Source organism: Coprococcus sp. BIOML-A2 (assembly GCF_009875795.1).
GTDB classification, from domain to species: domain Bacteria; phylum Bacillota; class Clostridia; order Lachnospirales; family Lachnospiraceae; genus Coprococcus; species Coprococcus aceti.
This window is the reverse complement of the sequence record NZ_WWSI01000005.1, coordinates 29142-47197: the sequence shown is the minus strand read 5'-3', so window position 1 is coordinate 47197 and position 18056 is coordinate 29142. Positions and strand designations below refer to the sequence as shown.

Sequence of the window (18056 nt, the reverse complement as noted above, 5' to 3'; positions counted from 1 at the left end):
AAAGTGGACAGAGAATAGGGAAAAAGAAAGACGTGAAGAGAGTTTAAGGTTTAATGGAGGATTGGATGATGAATTATGACTGCGCTGTAAAAGGGGAGAATATTTCCAAAAAGTTTAAGAAATTTACACTGGATATACCTGATTTGAGGGTGCCAAAGGGATTTGCGACAGCACTCATCGGAGAAAATGGAGCGGGAAAGACGACACTTCTCAATATGCTTTCAGGAATAAGGCTTGATTACAAAGGTGAGCTGACTTTCTTTGACAAGTATTCATCGGAGGAAAAGGAGAGAAGGGCGGATGTAAAGAACAGGATAGGCTATACGGGAACAGGCAGATATTACCTTCCACAGTGGACTGTATCTGATGTGGAGGAGATAAGCAGTCTGCTCTTCGACAATTTTGACAGGGACGAGTTCGAAAGATATTGCCGAGAACTTGCGATATTTCCTGATTCCCCGGACGGTGTTGCTCTGAAGAAAAAGTGTTCAGCACTCTCTGATGGAACCAGAACTAAGCTGATGCTTGCCGGGGTTATGGCGAGGGATACAGACCTGCTGCTGCTCGATGAGCCGGCATCGCCTCTTGATCCTCTTATGCGAGACAAGCTGTGTCAGATGATCGGCGATTATATAAGCGACGGAGCGGGGGAGAAGAGTGTATTGTTCTCAACACACAATATATCCGATATGGAGAGTATCACTGATTATGCGATCATCATGGAACATGGAAATGTGGTCGAGTGCGGATTTGTGGAGGACCTGAAGGAGAAATACATACTGATAAAGGGAGATGCCCAGGATGCGGAGGAGGCATCAAAGATCCTTTATACCATGACTAAGAATCCTTATGGCTTTGAGGGAATCTGTCTTGCAGAGAATCTGGACAAGCTTGCAGGCATGAATGTGAGCAAGGAGATACCATCGCTGTTTCAGATAAGTGTGGCGGTCATGAAGAATAATACAAAAATGGTATTAAAGTAAAAACTGCTTAGAGTGTTTCGCGTATTTATAGGAGCGTAATTATGAGGATGATAAAGGATTACAGAGCCATTACAAATGGAAAATACCGGCTAGTGTGTAATGTGTTGATACCGATCATACTGGGGGTGATACTGGCATTGATCGATATAGGAGTGAGAAAATATTATGTAACAGCGGTCATGCTCGGTGTGGGAGCAGCGCTCATGACTGCGATCGAGGTTATGGCTGATTATTGGGGATTCGGTGCAATATGTGTGAAGGGCTGCCTTGGAATGGATTATCTGAAGACGTCAACAAAGGGGAAAGCCATGTTACGGAATGCGCTTACGGCGGATCTGCTTGTCCGACCGGTGAGGATCGCGATATGCATGGTGATAGTGGCCGTACCATATGGAATTATGGTGGGTAACCCGGTAAGACTGCTTTGCCTGTCGATACTGCTCACAGCAAATCTGTCGGTGTGGGCGCTGAACATTACGAGATATGTCCAGAATGTTCAGGTCATGAGTCTGCTGTCCATGCTGTCATCAGGAGCATCGGGAGCTGCGGTTATATATATAACGATATCTTCGGGATTGCAGAAGTTTACATGGCTCATAGTTGCAGCACTGGCGGTATTGCTGCCGGTTGGAATATATGTGACGCGCAGACATATGTACCGCAAGGTTGAGGCGTCTTATCTGGATATGGATTAACAGATTGTTGTTCAAGGCTGGAAACGGCTTAGACTATCCGCCCCGCCTGCCGGCGGGAGGAATGATATATATTAGACAAGGAGGATTAAGGGATGAAAGATTTGATACTTGGTTTTAAACTTCTCAGATATGGATATAAGTTAAAGACAAATGTGATGATGCTTATTTTGTTCACTGCAATAGGGTTTGTGGTCGAACTGTCATCACACGGAACGAATATTCTGGGCGGTTTCTATTTTATGCTGACTGGAATGTTTGCCTACCAGATGATAATATACATGAATGCATCGGACTATGTGCAGTCAAGCGTGATGAAGAGAAAACTGGAGGTGGGAATGCCAGTGATCGTCAGCACAGTTGTGTATCTTGTACTTTTCACAATACTTGTTGCGGAGAAATATATACTTATCAGAATGTATCCGGAGAATACAGAAAACTATCAGGATACATTGTTTATGATCATATTTATATTGTTCGGAGCTATGATATTCTGCGGTGTATGTTACAAATATTTTGTGGCAAGCTTTATCGTGTTTATGCTGGTGATAATAACCTGCATGTCAATAGTCAGTTCCTGGCTGTGTCACCATCATATATCAGAGGTTATAAGCCTTGGGCTTGTAAAGCTTGCTGTCCTTGGATATGCGGCCATCCTTTTGGGTGGTGTTATAGAGTATCTGCTCAGTTCACTTCTCTACAGAAAACAGTTGTCAGAGTTCGCGATGAGCGGACTCAGCAAGAGCATGAAGTAAATGAAAATACAAATAAACTTAATAAAATAGACGGAACAGAGCCGGTTGCGGATCGTGCGGGATTGCCGAAGAGAGGGCGGTCACAGCAGAAGATTTGTAACCGGCTCTATTGCTATTATCAGGTGAGTGGAATATAATATTTAAGAATGTGCGCACTGGAAAAATCCGGCAGCTGCGCATAAGAGTAATGTATAAAATACAGAACCATAACGGCAGACATTGATAAGTCAGCATATGAATTTGAAAAGAAAGATATAAGGAAGTTATATGGTACAGAACATATTGTTTGATCTGGATGAGACACTGCTGGACTTCAAGCGCAGCGAGAGCAGAGCGCTCTCCAATATGCTCAGGCATATTGGGGTGGAGCCTACAGAAAAGGTCATATCCAGATACAGCGAGATCAACAAATCGAGATGGAAGCTGCTTGAACAGGGACTGCTCACAAGGCAGCAGGTTAAGGAGAGCAGATACGAGATACTTTTTGCAGAGCTGGGAGTTGACTACTCTGCTGCGGAGGCGACAGCCTACTATGAGGAGCAGCTCAGCCAGAAGGGATTTGTATTCCCTGATACGATAAAGCTGCTTGAAACCTTGCACGGAAGATACAGAATGTACATTGTGTCAAATGGCGGCTCAAATGTACAGAGCGGACGACTTGCGGACAGCGGTATAGGAAAGTATTTTGAGGATATATTCATATCTGAGGATGCCGGAGCGGAGAAACCATCCAGAGAATTCTTTGACTATTGCTTTGGCAGGAGACCAGAGATAAAGGCAGATGAGACTGTGATCATAGGAGACAGTCTGACATCAGATATACAGGGCGGAATAAATGCTGGGATAAGGACGATATGGTTCAATCCGGATGGGCAGCAGGCGGCGGATATACATTCGGACTATGAGGTGAAAACACTTATGGATATTCCGGCGCTGCTTGAAGAGCTGTAAGCAAAAAAGCAAAATTATTTATCGGGACCGGATACAAATGAGTCCGGATATAAATGAGTCCAGATTGAAATAAACAGGAATAGACAAATATACAGAGGTAGTACATGAAGATAAGAGATTTGATAACACAGGACAAGGCGACACTCTCATTTGAGGTGTTCCCGCCAAAGAAGGATACAGACTTTGCGGATGTTGAGGCAGCGGCGCTTGGTATAGCGGCATTTAAGCCGGATTACATGAGCGTTACATATGGTGCCGGGGGAAGCACCAAGGGACATACGATCCAGCTTGCACGGGAGATCCAGGAGAAGTACGACGTGCCGACCATAGCACATCTGACATGCGTGTGTGCCAGCAAAGAGGGCATCAAGACTGCGCTTGCTGACATGAAGAATGCCGGTATAGAGAATATACTTGCTCTCCGCGGTGATATACCGAAGAACTATGATGGACAGGTATTTGCAGAGTTCTCACATGCATCAGAGCTGGTGGAGCTCATCAAGGAGACAGGAGATTTCTGCGTGGGCGGAGCATGTTACCCTGAGGTACACCCAGACTCGGCAAATAAGCACGAAGACATAATTGGGCTTAAGAAAAAGGTCGATGCTGGATGTGATTATCTCACGACCCAGATGTTCTTCGACAACAACATATTCTTTAATTTCATGTACAGAATCAGAGAGGTGGGAATATCAGTGCCGATCATACCGGGTATTATGCCTATAACAAGAAGAGTACAGGTCAAGAATGCTGTCAAGCTCTCAGGCTGTAACGTGCCGGAGAGATTCAAGAGCATAGTCGATGCATTTGGCGATACAGAGGCTGCGATGAGGCAGGCGGGAATTGCATATGCCACAGACCAGATCATAGATCTCATGGCAAATGGAGTGAAGCATATACATGTGTATTCCATGAATAAGCCTGAGGTTGCGGCAGGAATACAGAAGAATCTATCGGAAATACTTAAGATATAAAATTTATTGACAGACCTAGAGGCGGGACATCATGAGGGACAGCAACAGGATGGTGTTCAATGAAATGAGTATCGGGTTATGAAACCGGTTATATCAGTGATTTTTACAGCCGGAAGCGGTGTGGAGACATGCCGGACAAAGCTGGCTGGCCAGACATTTAAGGAGTACGAGATAATAGAAGCGGACAGATTCGCGGGGCTTGAGCGCGCGCACGGAGAATATATACTGTTCGTGGATGGCTCGGAGGTTTATCCGGAGAACATGCTGGAGAAGCTGCATGACGCCGCAGAGCAGAGCGGGGCGGACATGGTGATTTCGAACTGCGAGCTTATAGACAGTGACGGTGGGAAGACCTTCGGAAGAGGTGTACATTTTGAGTGGGTTCACGGCGGAAAGCAGGTGTTTAACTGGAAGGACTGCCGTGGCAGGATCATGAATGTGGTACGACCATTAGTTGGCAATAAACTCTACAGAAAGCAGTTCATAATAGATGCAGGACTGGGCATTGCCGGTTGTGACAGCGAAGCTATATATTCGGCAATTGGAGCTGTAGCGGCGGAGAAGATAGCATATATAAGCAATCTGACATTTTCAAGGAATGTTGTTCCTGAGAGTGAGGATGAGAAGCTGCCGGATGTTCCGAAGACCGTTGACTGTGTGACGGAGCATGTGAAGGGCATGGCAGACAGGACTGATCTGTGGAATGCTGTTATGTACTTTGCCATACGTCAGTATGTGGACAATTATGAGAAGTATTGCAGAGAACTGGATTCTGCAGAGAGAATAGAGTTTTACGAGAAAGCGCACAGCGTATTTAACAGTGAGATATTTGACGGATTGACAGAGAAGGGACTCAATGATGACAAGTTATTCCGCAAATATTCCATCATAAAGAAACATGATTCATCGGAGCTGAAAAAGCTCAAGACGAGAAGGATAATAGTGTCGCTCACATCCTATCCCGCCAGAATTGCGGGCATAGCACAGATGCTTGAGTCGATATATTCACAGACCAGAAAGGCAGATAAGATCGTTCTGTGGCTGGCGGAGGAGCAGTTCCCTAATAAGGATGACGATCTCCCGGATGATCTCAGAAAGCTGCAGTTTGAGGATAAGCTGGAGGTCAGATGGTGTGATGATCTGAAGCCGCACAAGAAGTATTTCTATGCGTTGCAGGAGTTCACGGACGACGTGGTCGTGACGATAGATGACGATCTGCAATATCCTCCATACATGCTTGAGAATCTGTATATGTCATATTTACAGTATCCAGAGGCGGTATCCGCTGTGAGGACACACTGGATGGTCATTTCGGATAAAGGGCAGCTTATTCCGTACAGGTATTGGATGAAGGAGACGGTTGCCTGTCTGTACAGACCAAAGATGCAGTTATTTGCAACCGGGGGCGCAGGAACTTTATATCCACCAGGAATTTATGATGATAAGTGGTTCGACAAAGACAAGATGGTGGAGATGTGCCTGTGGGCGGATGACATCTGGCTTAAGCTAATAGAGATCATGTCAGGAGTTCCGGTTGTGGCGGCTATGCCATGTGAGGATCTTCGGTACTTACCGGGCTCACAGGAAATAGGCCTTTACCATAAGAATGTGGACGCCGACCAGAATGACGTTCAGTTACAGAAGATAGAGAAATGGCTTAAACCTGAATATGGAGATAATGCACTTGCGAAGAAGATTCTTGAATATGATGGAGAGCCGGTAGAGGATGCACTGATCAGGGTATGTGAATGTCATGAAAAAGAACGCAGAGAATTGAGGGATGAGATTGGTAGAAATTCCAGACAATTAAAAAAACGCATTGAAGAAAATGAGCGTGCCTACAGGGAAAAGTCAGAGATAAATGCCAAGCTTCAAAGAACATACAAGGAAAAGTCGGAGATAAATGCAAAACTACAGCAGACATATAAGGAAAAGGCTGACAGGGGTATCCGGATAAAAGAACTTGAGAAGGAGAAATCTGATCTTCAGGCAAAACTTGGAGAACTTCAGACAGAAAAAGCAGATATTCAGAAGAAATTGGAACAGCTTCAGGCAGAGAATGTTGTTTTGCAAAAGCAGCGTTCAATATGGTATAAAATAAAAAAGTGATAAAAATAAAGAAAGAAGGAAATAAAAATGACACTTGAGAAGTTACAGAAGGATATGATAGCAGCAATGAAGGCAAGGGATAAGGAGAGAAAGGACAGCATCTCATCCCTCGTATCAGCAGTTAAGAAGGTCGGAATCGATAACGGCTGCAGAGACAACATTCCTGAGGATATAGTTGATAGTGTTATCCTCAAGGAGATCAAGTCTGTAAAAGAGCAGATCGATACCTGCCCTGCAGACAGAACAGATCTTCTGGAGCAGTACAAGGCAAGATATGATGTGTTCAACGAGTATGCGCCAAAGCTTCTGTCAGAGGATGCGGTGAGAGATATCCTCACAACAAAATTTGCAGATGTGATAGCAACAAAGAATAAAGGCCAGATCATGAAGGCTGTCATGGCTGAACTCAAGGGCAAGGCAGACGGCAAGGTCATCAATCAGGTTGTGGCAGAGCTTTGCAAGTAGAGGAGAAAGTGTTTTGAAATTTGTAGGAATTGAAAAGAAAGAACAGGGAAAGTTCATCACACGATACGATGTTCAGTACGAGACTGTAGACGGAATAGTTAAGAACTATGAGATGATAAGCAGGAATGGAGAAATCACCGATTTCGAGGGACTTCATGGCAAGGCAGCAGATGCGGTGGTCATCATCGCCACAGACGAGGCAGATGAGAGGATCCTTATAGATAAGGAGTTCAGACTTGCTCCGGGTGAATGGGTATATAATTTCCCTGCCGGACTCATAGATCCGGGGGAGACTCCTGAGGTCAGTGCTAGACGTGAGCTTATGGAGGAAACGGGACTTGAGCTGTACGAGATCAGTGACACAATAGGGACAAGCTACAGTGCTGTAGGATTTTCAAATGAGACAAATATGTGCGTTGTAGGCAAGGCGAGAGGCGAGTTCAAGCCTAGCACTTCAACTCTGGAGGAGATCACTCCAGGATGGTACACAAAGGCAGAGGTAAGAGAACTGCTCAAGACTGAGAAGTTTGCAGCCAGAACACAGGCCTTCTGTTATGTGTGGAGCAGACAGTGATATGAGAATGAAAAAGGAGAAATAATCTATGGAAAAATTACCTGGAAAGGGAATGGTGACGGCATCGTCGCTCATCATGCTCATATGGGGGCTTGTAAATGCCGGATATTATGACATTGCAAAGCTTGTGCTTGCAGATGAGCCATCGACAAAGGCTGTCGTATGTGGCGTTGTGGCCGGAATAGCGTCGCTGGCGGCCATCATAGGCGGTATATTTGGAATAGCCGGAAGCAACAAGGTTGCAAAGGCGTCTGCCATAGTTGTATGGGCAGCATTTCTGGTGATACTTGCGATAATAAGCGGTATAGTGACACTGGTGTCCGGTGACAGCAAACTGATAGCAGTGATTATGATGATCGTTGGAATAGTGGTTCCGGTTATCATGTTTATGGGTGCTGCGAAAAACAGGGCAATCAGATAATTAATTGCTTTTTAGATATTGTCAAGCTATAGATAGTTGATAATAAAGATGTGGATTACAGGAGGAGATTGATGAGTAAGCAAAAAACTCTAAGACAAAAAATGATCATCATTGCATTGGCATTTTTGTTACCGGTTATTATAACGTTGATTGTTATGGCTGTGTGCGGAGTGGTACCATTTGGTAATAAGTCTACGATGATCTGGGATTCATTGCTACAGTATAAGGACTATTATGGATATTTATGGGATGTGTTTCATGGAAATGCAGGTATAGAATATTCTACAGGAAAAGCACTTGGCGGCAGGATGATAGGGATAGTAGCTTATTATTTGTCTAGTCCATTAAATTTGTTTATTGTGTTTTTTTCAAAGGCGCAGATACCACAGTTTATGGCATTTATGATTTTGCTCAGAATTGGTTTGTGTGGAATAACAGGATACATATATGTTGATAAAAGGTTCAAAATATCGGTGATACCAGGCCTTGTATTATCATCGTTATATGCACTTATGGAATATAATGTGTATAATTGTAGAAACGTTATGTGGCTTGATGGAGTTATTATTTTGCCATTGATAGCACTAGGAGTATGGAAGTGCGTTGATAAGAAGAAAACGGGGCTGCTATTTACTTCTGTATTCGTTGCAATTTTCTGTAATTGGTACACTGGCTATATGGTATGTCTGATGTCAGGAATACTATTTATTGTTGAATATCTTAATGCAAATGACTTTAGTATAAAAAAAGCGTTGAAAACAGAATGGAAAAGTATATTTAGATATATAGTAACAATGTTATGTGGAGTGTTGGCGAGTCTGTGTATACTTCTTCCTGCGTGTATGGCGCTTGTTGGAGGAATTGCAACAAATAATACCGTTGGATTGAGCCGTATAGTTAATATGGATATAACACAGTTCCTTAGTGGATTTGATGTTGGTGCGAAAGTGAATGCGCAGGATGCACCCCCTATTTTTACGGGAACCATCGTTCTTATTGCTGTTGTTGCATTTTTCTTTAATTCTGCTGTGAAGAAAAAAGAAAAAATCTGTATGGCATGTCTGCTTGCTTTGTTGTGCAGCTGTTATTGTCTTAGAGATTTAGAGCTTGTGTGGACAGCCTTTGTTAGAAGCACTTCATACTTCTTCAGATTTAGTTTTGTACTCTCTTTTGTAATGATAATGATCGCTGCAAGAGAGGTTCAATTATGGGAAAAAGACCAGGTATCAAAAAAAGAAGTAGCTTCTGCAATGGGGGTTGTTGCAGTAGGTTTGGCATTTTTATATTATATAAAGAAAATAAATTCACCGCGTAATATAGTCATTATTTATATGGCAATTTTTGGTATAGGGATAATAGTGCTGTTATGTGGTAACAATAGAAAAAATGTTTCCAAGGTAGTATGCTTTGGAGTGGCATGCCTGACTGCGATAGAAGCCGGTTATAATGTGTACATTGCTTTTTCTGAATACAATAATGATGCAAGGAGTTTTTCTGATTACACAGTTGCTGCCGAGAATATAGTCGATAGTCTTAATGATACTGAGAAGGGAAGCTTTTTCAGATATGAAAATGATTATAATTATCTAAAGACTATTGGAAGAGATATAGCGACGGGGGAGTCACTGCTGTATGGTTATAATAGCATAGAGCATTATAGTTCAGCTTATGATTTTAATGTTGACAGATTTCTAGCTTATATGGGATATTCTGATATCCCTGGGGAGAAGCTTTTTTTACGTGAGACATATTGGAATAGTCCTATGCTGCTGACAGATTCTTTGCTGTCAATAAAATATGTCCAATTAAAGAGTCCGGCATCAGGATACGAGAAAACGGATCTGAAGACTCAGTATGCACAGGTATATAAAAATAAATACGCTTTGCCCCTCGGCTATCCGGTGAATGACGATATAAAGAAGGTTTCATTTGGCAATGACCCATTTGAAAATCAGCAGAACCTGTTATCCGCTATGCTTGGTGAAGAAGTAGATGTATATGAGAATGTTGATTCAGAATATATACATACTGACAAGAATGGTAATGAAGAATGGAAATTGGATGTAAAAAAAGATGGACCGGTATACGTGTTTGTTGATGGAAGCAAAACACATAGTAGCTTATATGATAACAATTGTGAGGTATATGTAAATGGCGAGTTGATTCAGAATGCATGTCACAGGTTTGAAATCAACAGCATGTACATTGGTGAATATAAGGCTGGAGATCAAATAGATTTAGTTATAAAGAGAAAAACCAATAGGGACAAGAAGCATACATTGTATGTATCGCAGCTGAATACAGATGTGTTTGAAAAAGCGATCAATATTCTTAACACTGGATATAAAACAGATTTAAAAATTTCTAAAAATAGAATTACTGGTGAAGTAGATGTTGACGATGATACAGAAATACTGCTTTCAATACCTTATGAAGATGCATGGTCTGCTGTTGTGGATGGTAAAGAGGTTAAAATTGATGAGCTTGCAGATACTTTTATGGGAATAAAACTTGATAAGGGTAAGCATACAGTACAAATGGTTTATCATACGCCAGGTTTGAGGCTGGGGCTGATCATGTCACTTGCTGGATTCCTGATTTATGCAGGTGTAGAGATAGTTAAGAAAAAAATGAAAAAACAGAAAAATAAAACGGCATAATATATTATGGAAAATAGTTATAAATTTTTTCAGAATACACAATGTGAGTTTTTCCCGTGTCATAAAGTGGAGAAAGTAGAGAACTTTAATTGCATGTTCTGCTACTGCCCACTTTATCGCGAGGAACGGTGCCTAGGTAATCCTGAGTATGTGATCAGCCGGAAAGGGCAGCGGATAAAAGATTGCAGTAATTGTCTTTTAGTACATCAGCCAGAGATGTATGATATGGTTATTGGACGCCTTCAGAGGGAAGATGAGCTTTTGCATATAGATCTTCGAAAGCTCAAGACTCAGGTGAAAGAACGATTGATGCAGATTACCCATATAAATGAAATAGATGCAGATATGAAGTATGAGCATCAGATCAATATTGACAGAATATTGGATGGGGTTATGAAAGATATGTCTGGATCTTGTGCGGTGGATGTTCTTTTACAGGAATTTGCTCCTGAGTGCATTTGCCCCGGCTATTTTACTTTTTGTGGGAAAAAGATAGAGTGCGGAATATTGACACAGCTTGACATCAGTCTTATTGATAAAGGTTACATTTATGCATTTCATGCACCGGTTGTAGATCTGGAAAACACTGGTTCTGTGCTTGACCAGTATTACATGGAGGCATTTCAGGTGGCATGCATGGATGTCATAAGAGGGTGGCTGCAAGGATATCTTGAGAGAAAGAACAGTGTATATGAGAAGAAATATTGCAGTCCATCATTCGGCCCGGGATATTATGGAATGGGCATGGATGCTGTACCTGAGCTGCTTGGACTTATGGATGCATCACAGGTAGGCGTGTCATGGAACGGAGAACGTATGTCGCCGAAGATGAGTCTTGTTGGAACATATCTGATTGCGGGTGAAGATGTGTTTGAGGTGGATTCTGATTGCAGAGACTGTATTGGACAGAGCGGTGGCTGTGAATTCTGTATAAAGCACTGAATTTATACCAAGTAGGAGCAGGAGTGTTCTGCTCCTACTTAGAATTATAGTTATTAGTCCAAATCGAAACTAAAGACCGCTTTGTCGAAATTGCGGTTCTTTAAATCTTCATCTGAAATGATCCAAAAGATATTCCATAGACAACCAACGTTGTAACCATATTGAAACAGCAGATGAGTTTTTGTGTTTACATCCGGTATATTACCACCCGTAGGATAACCGAATAATTTGTTTCCGTCATACGAAAGATATTCGATATCATAATCTGGAGCAACTTCTTCAAGACGGTCAAATAGGTCACAGTCAAGCACATCTCCCAGTGGCTGATAATCTGTGGTGAGTTCAAACTCGACGGCCTTTTCCTCAAAAACTTCTGTAAAATACTTTGAATAATATGGAACAGGCGGCTCAGTTCTCTTTAAATTTGCCAGGTCGCCATTGTACCAGATCACCTTGTGATAAGCCGAATTTTCGGGGTCGTCAGCAACGCTTTCAACCCATTTGTTGGTCTGGTGAATTGAGTCGATTTCTCCGCTCCAGAAAAAATATAAAATACCCGTGTGCGGAAGCTTGTTTTCAATATCCAAGTCGGCAATGTCCGCAAGATTGATTTGAGCAACAAGCTGCATTGCTGATTTTTCGTACCGCTCAGTGTCATCTCCGCGCTTGCAGGAATAGCCCGACATTGTGGGATATGGAATTTCGGGTGGAAGATCGGGAAAGCCACCGATTTTACTTGTGCCTTTTGCAATTACATTTTCCACATCCTTCACACACATTTTAATAGTATTTTTTCGGTAGTCTTTAATACTTTCTGCAATATCAGTGTGTCCTTCTTTAATAAGGAATTCAATCAAATCCATTTCGTGCATTTTCATTTTATACCCCCTAATCCCTATTTGTTAAAGTCAACACATCAATTATATCTCGTATCGCCTAATTTGAATACACATGTAATGGCTACCCTACCTTTGGGATTCCCACGCCAGAAATACCAGACTGACAGTAAGTGTCACAGCCTCGGTCACAGGTGCAGCAAACCACAAGCTATTGCCACCGGTCAAAACAGGAAACGTCAGTATACACACGCTGCTGAGTATGATGTTTCGGAGCAGTGATATACACAGAGACTGCCCGGATTTCAGTATGGCCTGGAGATAGTAGGAGGTCATCAGGTTGATCCCAAATGGCACAAATGCAAAGAAGTACGCTCTGACACCAAGATCGGCAATGACACCAAGACCTTCATTCATATCTATAAACACACTGCAGAGCACCCTTGGAAAAAGTATTCCAAGAAGTGAGAACAGCGCACCCATGATCAGGATGGTTGTGTAAGCCATTCTGATCATGGTGTTTATTCTGCCTATGTTATTTGCTCCATAGTTGGTCGAGATCACAGGCTGCACAGACTGACCAACTCCTGTGAACAGAGAATTGAACAGGATGACGCAGTTTGAGATGACGCTGTATATGGACAGGGCATTCTCGCCGCAGTACTTCAATATCTGTATGTTAAACAGCAGCACTATAAATCCATTTGCAAATTCATTGAAAAAGCTCGGGATACCGGCTGTCACGATATTCTTCATGCTGTTCAGGATCCTGTGTGGCATTATGAAACGCAGCTCATTCTTCTTGCTGAGGAAATGTGATGAGGCGACAAGTACCTGGATCAGCATACCGATTACAGAGGCAAGTGCGGCTCCGCCGATTCCCTGCTTCAGTGGGAATACCAGTACAATGTCCATCACGATATTGAACACTCCACCCAGCAGGACGCCTGCCATGGCGCGGTTCGGGTCATTGTCAGCCCTCACAAATATAGCTATGAAGTTGGAAAATACTGCAACCGGCAGGAACATGTTTATATAGTGCATGTATGACATGGCATATGGGTATAGAGTGGCATTTGCACCCATGAGCCTCAGCAGTGATGGCATGCATGCTCCGTACAGTATCCACAGCAGTGCGGTGATTGCCGCGATCATCATGAATGACACGGTGAAGTAACGGTTAGATTTCATTGTGTTGCCACTTCCTCTGTGCACGCTCATCTGTACTGAGCCACCCACGCCAAAGAGAATCCCGGTTGACATAAGTATGCACAGCAGGGGCGTTGTGATGCTCAGAGCGGCCAGGGCATCAGCTCCAACACCTTTTCCGATGACGATGGCATCAGTCAGGGTGTATATGGACATGACCATGGCACTTCCAAGGGAAGGAATGAGGAATTTGAAGTAAAGCTTTTTCAGATCGTCTTTTAACAGGTTCATTTGTAAATCTCCTTAAAAAAAATAGTTTATAATTGAAAATCATTGAAAATCGGAAAGGCACATGATCGCGGGGACAAATTAACCTGCCAGCCGCATAAAAAAAGAGCCAGATAAGATAAAGTATCTTATCTGGCTCATGAAAATTCTGATATATTTTTATCGCAATTCATGTTCCATCCGGGAATCCTGCATCTGCAGAACACCTTGCAAGGTATATTAATATTCAACATACCGTCCGACTTGTGTTATTATAACAGGAGGTTAGCAAATGTCAAGGACTGATTAGGGGGATATTATGGAATATAGGATAGCGGACGCGAGCGATATAGATATGTTGATGAATGTCAGATTGTCCATGCTTAGGATAGTCAATGATCTTCCAGTTGATTATATATTTGACGATAAATTGGTGACAAACAGCAGGAGATATTTTCTTGAGGGTGATCAGACAACAGTTGTAGCTGTCGATGACGGAAGATGTGTGGCGTGTGCCAGTATGTCTTATATTGAAATTATGCCAACATTTTCTCATACTTCTGGAAAGAGAGCACATCTCATGAATGTATATACAGAAAAGGACTATCGGAGGAGAGGAATCGCCAGGCAGCTTGTGAATATGCTTATAGAGGATGCGCGTGTACATGGTGCCACGGAGATAAGTCTTGATGCCACGGAAAGCGGAAGACCGCTGTACGAATCAATGGGATTTAAGGCATCTGAGGAGTGCATGGTTATAGATATACAGCAATTATGATGCTTTGGATAATAGACAGTTTACATACATATATTTACGGAGACAGACGGAGGCAGACATAGCTATGGAAGTAAGAGATAGCATAGAAAAAAGACGCAGTATTAGAAGGTTTAAAGATACCCCAGTGGAGCAGAAGGAGTAAAGACATCATGAACAATCCAATAAAAGAACTGACTAAGCGGGAATGGCTTATCTGGCTGTGTTCCCTCATTATAGTGCTGGCGTCAAATCTTCTCGCTACAGATCTGGATATCCTCACACTGGCGGCGGCACTCATAGGTGTGACATCGCTTATATTTGCTGCAAAAGGAAATGTGTGGGCGCAGATATTGATGGTGGTATTCAGCATATTATACGGTATCATATCTTTCAGGTTCCGCTACTGGGGTGAGATGATAACCTACCTCGGTATGACTATGCCCATGGCGGTGTGGTCAGTCATAACGTGGTTCAAGAATCCATCAGAGGGCAACAGCAGTGAGGTAGCCATACAGAAACTGACAAGAAGACATGTGATATGGCTCACTGTCAGCACAGTGCTTGTAACGGTTGTATTCTACTATATACTCATGATACTTGACACGCCGAATATAGTATTCAGCACAATATCCATAGTCACAAGTTTCCTGGCGGCTGCGCTCACCATGCTGAGATCGTCATACTATGCGGTGGGATATGCAGCAAATGATGTAGTACTCATAGTATTATGGGTTCTCGCATCTTTTGAGAATCCGTCATATATTCCTGTAGTTGTAAACTTCGTCATATTCTTTGTGAACGACATGTATGGATTTGTGAGCTGGAAAAAGAGAGAAGTGAGGCAGGCTGTGGATATGTAGCAGATAAAGGAGGTGCAATTTGCAACATAAATAGACAGTAGTACAATGTTTAAAGTGCTGACAGCTATATGCCCATAACTGTCAGCACCATAATCTGATTATTATTGCTGAATATCGGCAATATACACTGTTTTGATGTATACATAGTGCGCTGCCAGACAGAACGATATAATAATAAATAGAACATAAGTGAAATCTTATCATAATAGGAGGACGCATAGATGAATATAAACATAAGAGAGTACATGGCAGCAGATGCAAAGTCAGCATCAGAGATCTGGAACCAGGTTGTGGATGATGGTGTGGCATTTCCACAGGAGGAAGTCCTGACACCGGAATCAGGAGATGCATTTTTCAAAGAGCAGACATATACCGGTATCGCCGAGAACGCAGAGAGTGGTGAGGTGGTAGGACTCTACATACTTCATCCGAACAACGTGGGAAGATGCGGACATATATGTAACGCCAGCTATGCCGTGAGACGCGATATCCGCGGTGAGCACATAGGAGAAAAGCTTGTGCTTGACTGTATCTCCATGGCAAAGAAGAAAGGCTTTGGAGTGCTCCAGTTCAATGCCGTAGTAGCATCAAATGTACATGCACTCCATCTGTATAAAAGGATTGGTTTTACTCCGCTGGGCGTTATCCCGGGAGGCTTTAGAATGCCTGACGGACATTATGAGGACATCATTCCGCACTATTATGACCTTAGAAAAGATGCAGATCAGTAATGAGTTGCAGCATACGGTGTAACATCACAGAAAAATATGTTGATGTTACGATCTGACAGCGGTATACTTGTTGTCAGAGAATTGGGTAGTATAGGGGGAGCTGGCGAGTTAGCCGGCTGAGAGGAGGCTGAACGCTTCGACCCACAACCTGATGCGGATAATGCCGCCGTAGGGATACGTTTGATACATACATAATGATGTAAGAAAGAAGAGACGCATTCCTGTGTCTCTTTTTATTTTCATAAGGAGGGGCCCACGTAAGTGGGAGGATTCCTTGTGAAGTACGCAGACGCCGCGCGTAAGCGCCTTTCATGCGTCTGCTCCTTTATAAGGAGGGGCCCACGTAAGTGGGAGGATCCCTTGTGAAGAGTGGAAGCGCACTGATGTGCGCGCAGGTCATCAAGCGGTGCTTGACGACATATTACGCAGACGCCGCGCGTAAGCGCCTTTCATGCGTCTGCTCCTTTATAAGGAATAATCTACATGAGTGGGATATTCCTTAAGTGGCTGATTGGGGGCACCACCTTCCGCCACTATAAAAGTGTAAGAGAAACAAATATTAGATCTGGAACAGATTTATAAAGCCGGATCAGATTGGAGGAACAGATGAGAAATTACACAACACAGATGGACGCAGCAAGAAAAGGCATAGTAACTCCTGAGATCGAGAAAGTTGCCGAGAAAGAGCATATGTCCACTGAGGCGCTGATGAAACTGGTAGGAGAGGGCAAGGTAGCGATACCTGCCAACAAGAAGCACACATGCTTAAACCCAGAGGGAGTTGGAAGCATGCTGAGGACCAAGATCAATGTCAATCTTGGCGTGTCAAGAGACTGCAAGGATTATGGTATCGAGATGCAGAAGGTTATGAGTGCTGTCGAGATGGGAGCAGAGGCGATCATGGATCTGTCAAGCCACGGCAATACACAGCCGTTCAGACAGAAGCTCACTTCAGAGTGTCCGGCTATGATAGGAACTGTGCCGGTATATGACAGCGTTATACACTATCAGAGAGACCTTGCGACACTGACAGCACAGGATTTCATCGATGTGGTACGTCTTCATGCGGAGGATGGAGTTGATTTTGTGACTCTCCACTGCGGAATAACAAGAAAGACAATCGAACAGATCAAGAAACATAAGAGAAAGATGAATATAGTCAGCCGTGGCGGCAGTCTTGTATTTGCATGGATGACCATGACAGGCAATGAGAATCCGTTCTACGAGTATTTTGACCAGATCCTTGATATATGCGAGGAATACGATGTGACGGTATCACTTGGAGATGCATGTCGTCCGGGATGTCTTGCGGACGCAACGGATGTATGTCAGATAGAGGAGCTTGTCAGACTTGGAGAGCTGACAAAGCGCGCGTGGGATCATAATGTACAGGTTATGGTTGAGGGCCCTGGTCATGTGCCACTCAATCAGATTGCAGCCAACATGGAAGTTCAGAAGACACTCTGTATGGGCGCACCATTCTACGTACTTGGACCTCTTGTCACAGATATAGCACCGGGATACGATCACATCACAAGTGCCATAGGCGGAGCGGTCGCAGCCATGAACGGCGCAGCATTCCTCTGTTACGTAACACCAGCAGAGCACCTTGCCCTGCCAAATGTAGACGATGTTAAGCAGGGAATCGTAGCCTCCAAGATAGCAGCCCATGCGGCAGATATAGCAAAGGGGATACCTGGAGCGAGGGATATAGATGACAAGATGGCGGATGCGAGACGTGTCCTCGACTGGGATACACAGTTTGCATGTGCCATAGATCCTGAGACCGCAAAGGAGATCAGGGACAGCAGAAAGCCTGATGACGAGTACAGCGACACGTGCAGTATGTGCGGCAAGTTCTGTGCTGTCAGATCAATGAACAAGGCGTTGTCAGGGGAATACATAGATATACTGTAATTACCAAGAAACT

17 protein-coding genes and 1 riboswitch are annotated in these 18056 nt (G+C 43.4%); of the genes, 15 read left to right on the top strand and 2 right to left on the bottom strand.

Annotation, left to right across the window (positions count from 1 at the left end):
* Positions 1 to 65: 65 nt before the first annotated feature.
* The 11 genes from GT575_RS10895 (at position 66) to GT575_RS10845 (ending at position 11526) form a co-directional block, all read left to right on the top strand.
* Entirely contained in the window at positions 66 to 983 is a 918-nt protein-coding gene (locus GT575_RS10895) for an ATP-binding cassette domain-containing protein (RefSeq protein ID WP_243147882.1), read from the top strand.
* Positions 984 to 1024: 41 nt separating this feature from the next.
* Positions 1025 to 1678 carry a hypothetical protein gene (locus GT575_RS10890; RefSeq protein WP_161172003.1) on the top strand — a complete coding sequence of 218 codons (654 nt, stop codon included), beginning with the start codon at positions 1025 to 1027 and terminating at the stop codon, positions 1676 to 1678.
* Between the two features lie 92 nt (positions 1679 to 1770).
* Complete coding sequence (locus GT575_RS10885) at positions 1771 to 2430, top strand: hypothetical protein (protein ID WP_161172002.1); 660 nt, start codon at positions 1771 to 1773, stop codon at positions 2428 to 2430.
* A 267-nt stretch (positions 2431 to 2697) separates the two neighbouring features.
* Positions 2698 to 3381: a YjjG family noncanonical pyrimidine nucleotidase gene (locus tag GT575_RS10880; RefSeq protein WP_161172001.1), complete on the top strand. Its 684-nt coding sequence runs from the start codon at positions 2698 to 2700 to the stop codon at positions 3379 to 3381.
* Positions 3382 to 3485: 104 nt separating this feature from the next.
* Positions 3486 to 4355, top strand: a complete 870-nt coding sequence (gene metF / locus GT575_RS10875) for a methylenetetrahydrofolate reductase [NAD(P)H] (RefSeq protein WP_161172000.1) — start codon at positions 3486 to 3488, stop codon at positions 4353 to 4355.
* Between the two features lie 78 nt (positions 4356 to 4433).
* Positions 4434 to 6464, top strand: a complete 2031-nt coding sequence (locus GT575_RS10870; protein ID WP_161171999.1) for a glycosyltransferase — start codon at positions 4434 to 4436, stop codon at positions 6462 to 6464.
* Between the two features lie 27 nt (positions 6465 to 6491).
* Positions 6492 to 6929 carry a GatB/YqeY domain-containing protein gene (locus tag GT575_RS10865; protein ID WP_161171998.1) on the top strand — a complete coding sequence of 146 codons (438 nt, stop codon included), beginning with the start codon at positions 6492 to 6494 and terminating at the stop codon, positions 6927 to 6929.
* A gap of 13 nt (positions 6930 to 6942) precedes the next feature.
* On the top strand, positions 6943 to 7503 hold the full coding sequence (locus GT575_RS10860; RefSeq protein WP_055146459.1) for an NUDIX hydrolase: 561 nt from the start codon (positions 6943 to 6945) through the stop codon (positions 7501 to 7503).
* Between the two features lie 28 nt (positions 7504 to 7531).
* Positions 7532 to 7924 (top strand): hypothetical protein, encoded by a 393-nt coding sequence (locus GT575_RS10855; RefSeq protein WP_117874591.1) that lies wholly within the window; start codon positions 7532 to 7534, stop codon positions 7922 to 7924.
* Between the two features lie 71 nt (positions 7925 to 7995).
* Positions 7996 to 10584, top strand: a complete 2589-nt coding sequence (locus GT575_RS10850) for a YfhO family protein (protein ID WP_161171997.1) — start codon at positions 7996 to 7998, stop codon at positions 10582 to 10584.
* Positions 10585 to 10590: 6 nt separating this feature from the next.
* Positions 10591 to 11526 (top strand): cysteine-rich small domain-containing protein, encoded by a 936-nt coding sequence (locus GT575_RS10845; protein WP_161171996.1) that lies wholly within the window; start codon positions 10591 to 10593, stop codon positions 11524 to 11526.
* Positions 11527 to 11579: 53 nt separating this feature from the next.
* Here GT575_RS10845 and GT575_RS10840 read toward each other — a convergent pair whose 3' ends face one another.
* Positions 11580 to 12404, bottom strand: coding sequence for a DUF1963 domain-containing protein (locus tag GT575_RS10840; RefSeq protein WP_161171995.1), 825 nt, complete (start codon positions 12402 to 12404; stop codon positions 11580 to 11582).
* An 87-nt stretch (positions 12405 to 12491) separates the two neighbouring features.
* Positions 12492 to 13802, bottom strand: coding sequence for an MATE family efflux transporter (locus tag GT575_RS10835; RefSeq protein WP_161171994.1), 1311 nt, complete (start codon positions 13800 to 13802; stop codon positions 12492 to 12494).
* Between the two features lie 295 nt (positions 13803 to 14097).
* On the opposite strand from GT575_RS10835, the gene GT575_RS10830 reads away from it, so the two are divergent.
* The 4 genes from GT575_RS10830 (at position 14098) to thiC (ending at position 18043) form a co-directional block, all read left to right on the top strand.
* The gene (locus GT575_RS10830; RefSeq protein WP_161171993.1) at positions 14098 to 14556 is read left to right on the top strand and encodes a GNAT family N-acetyltransferase; all 459 of its coding nucleotides are present in this window, start codon (positions 14098 to 14100) and stop codon (positions 14554 to 14556) included.
* Between the two features lie 149 nt (positions 14557 to 14705).
* The gene (gene pnuC, locus GT575_RS10825) at positions 14706 to 15395 is read left to right on the top strand and encodes a nicotinamide riboside transporter PnuC (RefSeq protein ID WP_161171992.1); all 690 of its coding nucleotides are present in this window, start codon (positions 14706 to 14708) and stop codon (positions 15393 to 15395) included.
* A 221-nt stretch (positions 15396 to 15616) separates the two neighbouring features.
* Entirely contained in the window at positions 15617 to 16126 is a 510-nt protein-coding gene (locus GT575_RS10820; protein WP_161171991.1) for a GNAT family N-acetyltransferase, read from the top strand.
* An 83-nt stretch (positions 16127 to 16209) separates the two neighbouring features.
* A riboswitch (TPP riboswitch) is annotated at positions 16210 to 16318 on the top strand.
* Between the two features lie 414 nt (positions 16319 to 16732).
* The gene (thiC, locus tag GT575_RS10815) at positions 16733 to 18043 is read left to right on the top strand and encodes a phosphomethylpyrimidine synthase ThiC (protein WP_055273694.1); all 1311 of its coding nucleotides are present in this window, start codon (positions 16733 to 16735) and stop codon (positions 18041 to 18043) included.
* Positions 18044 to 18056: the final 13 nt, after the last annotated feature.

Bases quoted from the DNA above. Each gene is read 5' to 3' on its own strand.
- pnuC (WP_161171992.1), top strand. From the start codon at position 14,706: ATGAACAATCCAATAAAAGAACTGACTAAGCGGGAATGGCTTATCTGG.
- GT575_RS10835 (WP_161171994.1), bottom strand. From the start codon at position 13,802: ATGAACCTGTTAAAAGACGATCTGAAAAAGCTTTACTTCAAATTCCTC.
- GT575_RS10840 (WP_161171995.1), bottom strand. From the start codon at position 12,404: ATGAAAATGCACGAAATGGATTTGATTGAATTCCTTATTAAAGAAGGA.
- GT575_RS10845 (WP_161171996.1), top strand. From the start codon at position 10,591: ATGGAAAATAGTTATAAATTTTTTCAGAATACACAATGTGAGTTTTTC.
- GT575_RS10850 (WP_161171997.1), top strand. From the start codon at position 7,996: ATGAGTAAGCAAAAAACTCTAAGACAAAAAATGATCATCATTGCATTG.
- GT575_RS10870 (WP_161171999.1), top strand. From the start codon at position 4,434: ATGAAACCGGTTATATCAGTGATTTTTACAGCCGGAAGCGGTGTGGAG.
- metF (WP_161172000.1), top strand. From the start codon at position 3,486: ATGAAGATAAGAGATTTGATAACACAGGACAAGGCGACACTCTCATTT.
- GT575_RS10885 (WP_161172002.1), top strand. From the start codon at position 1,771: ATGAAAGATTTGATACTTGGTTTTAAACTTCTCAGATATGGATATAAG.
- GT575_RS10830 (WP_161171993.1), top strand. From the start codon at position 14,098: ATGGAATATAGGATAGCGGACGCGAGCGATATAGATATGTTGATGAAT.
- thiC (WP_055273694.1), top strand. From the start codon at position 16,733: ATGAGAAATTACACAACACAGATGGACGCAGCAAGAAAAGGCATAGTA.
- GT575_RS10820 (WP_161171991.1), top strand. From the start codon at position 15,617: ATGAATATAAACATAAGAGAGTACATGGCAGCAGATGCAAAGTCAGCA.
- GT575_RS10890 (WP_161172003.1), top strand. From the start codon at position 1,025: ATGAGGATGATAAAGGATTACAGAGCCATTACAAATGGAAAATACCGG.
- GT575_RS10895 (WP_243147882.1), top strand. From the start codon at position 66: ATGATGAATTATGACTGCGCTGTAAAAGGGGAGAATATTTCCAAAAAG.
- GT575_RS10855 (WP_117874591.1), top strand. From the start codon at position 7,532: ATGGAAAAATTACCTGGAAAGGGAATGGTGACGGCATCGTCGCTCATC.
- GT575_RS10865 (WP_161171998.1), top strand. From the start codon at position 6,492: ATGACACTTGAGAAGTTACAGAAGGATATGATAGCAGCAATGAAGGCA.
- GT575_RS10880 (WP_161172001.1), top strand. From the start codon at position 2,698: ATGGTACAGAACATATTGTTTGATCTGGATGAGACACTGCTGGACTTC.